Origin of the sequence: Promicromonospora kroppenstedtii DSM 19349 (assembly GCF_000515355.1) — a bacterium.
GTDB classification, from domain to species: domain Bacteria; phylum Actinomycetota; class Actinomycetes; order Actinomycetales; family Cellulomonadaceae; genus Promicromonospora; species Promicromonospora kroppenstedtii.
The window spans coordinates 7079-8443 of the sequence record NZ_KI911674.1 but is presented as its reverse complement, the minus strand read 5'-3'; the positions used below and the strand labels follow the sequence as shown (position 1 = coordinate 8443).

Genomic DNA, 1365 nt, shown 5'->3' with positions numbered 1-1365 from the left:
CCGGTGGCCGGGCCGGCTCCGGGCGCGCACGGGGCCGCGCCCGTGACGGTCGCGCCCGCGCTCGCCTTCATCGCGGACCACGGACTGTGGTCGGGCACCGACCTGGCCGACGACGTCGTGGCCGAGGCGGTGCGGCGCACGATCATGGCGTGGACCACGCTGTTCGGCCTGATCTCGTTCGAGCTGTTCGGGCACCAGGTCGGTTCGGTCGCGGACCCGGAGGCGTGGCTCGACGAGGTGGCGCGCCGGCTCGCCACCGACCTCGGGATCGGGGTCTGAGGCCCGCGAACGGGCGGCCGGCAGGCACCCCGTGGGCGAAGAGTGGCCAATGCATGCGACGCGGCAGGCATCCGCCCGGTAACCTTGTGCAACGAGTCCGGAGAGAGCGCGTCAGCCGCAGCACCCCGGGCCACCACGAGCAGTTTCGCGAGCAGTACCGACAAGCACAGAAGAAGGTCGCAGTGCCCACCGGCAAGGTCAAGTGGTTCGACACCGACAAAGGCTTCGGTTTCATCGCCAACGAGGACGGCGGCGAGGTGTTCCTGCACGCCTCCGCGCTGCCGGACGGCGTGGTGCCCAAGCCCGGCGCGCGCGTGGACTTCGGGGTGGCCGACGGCCGCCGCGGTCCGCAGGCGCTCGCGGTCAAGGTGCTCGACGCCGCGCCGTCGGTCGCCAAGGCGAGGCGGAAGCCCGCCGACGACATGGCTGTCATCGTCGGTGATCTGACGCAGATGCTCGACCGGGTGGCAAATGACCTGCGCAAGGGGCGTTATCCGAAGAACCCGGAGACGCTTGCCAAGATGCTGCGCAAGGTCGCAGACGACTTCGACGCCTGAAACCCACGAGGTCCCGAGGAACATGGTGACGATCACCGCGCCCGCCGCACGAACGCCCTTCCGGCGGCTCACCGCGCGCTCCAGCCGAGACGCCGTCCTGAACGGTGCCGCCGAGCTCGCGCGCGCCGCCGCGCAGGAGGTCGCCGAGCGACCCGAGGACGTCGGGGAGCACCTCGGCACCCTCTTCGAGGACGAACGAGTGGTCTCGCACCGCTTCGCCGCCACCATGCGGGGCTACCGCGGCTGGCACTGGACGGTCACGGTGACGCGCGTGCCGCGCGGCCGCACCGCCACGATCAGCGAGGTCGAGCTGCTACCCGGCGACGAGGCGATCCTCGCCCCCGCCTGGCTGCCGTGGTCCGAGCGGCTGCGCCCGGGCGACGTCGGCCCGGGGGACGTCCTGCCCTTCCGCGCCGACGACCCGCGGCTCGAGCCCGGCTACACCGCGACCGGTGACCCCGAGGTCGACGAGGTGGCGATCGAGGAGCTCGCCCTCGCCCGCGCCCGCGTGCTGTCCCCGCAGGGCCGC

The 1365-nt window shown here is 72.8% G+C and carries 3 protein-coding genes; all 3 read left to right on the top strand.

Going from position 1 to position 1365, the window contains the following annotated elements; translation table 11 throughout:
- A partial coding sequence (locus tag PROKR_RS13765; RefSeq protein WP_036964197.1) for a TetR-like C-terminal domain-containing protein occupies window positions 1-279 on the top strand: 279 nt, incomplete at its 5' end.
- Window positions 280-461: 182 nt separating this feature from the next.
- Window positions 462-836: a cold-shock protein gene (locus tag PROKR_RS37855; RefSeq protein ID WP_036964186.1), complete on the top strand. Its 375-nt coding sequence runs from the start codon at window positions 462-464 to the stop codon at window positions 834-836.
- Window positions 837-858: 22 nt separating this feature from the next.
- The coding region (locus PROKR_RS13755; protein WP_036964184.1) for a DUF3027 domain-containing protein at window positions 859-1365 on the top strand (507 nt) is incomplete at its 3' end.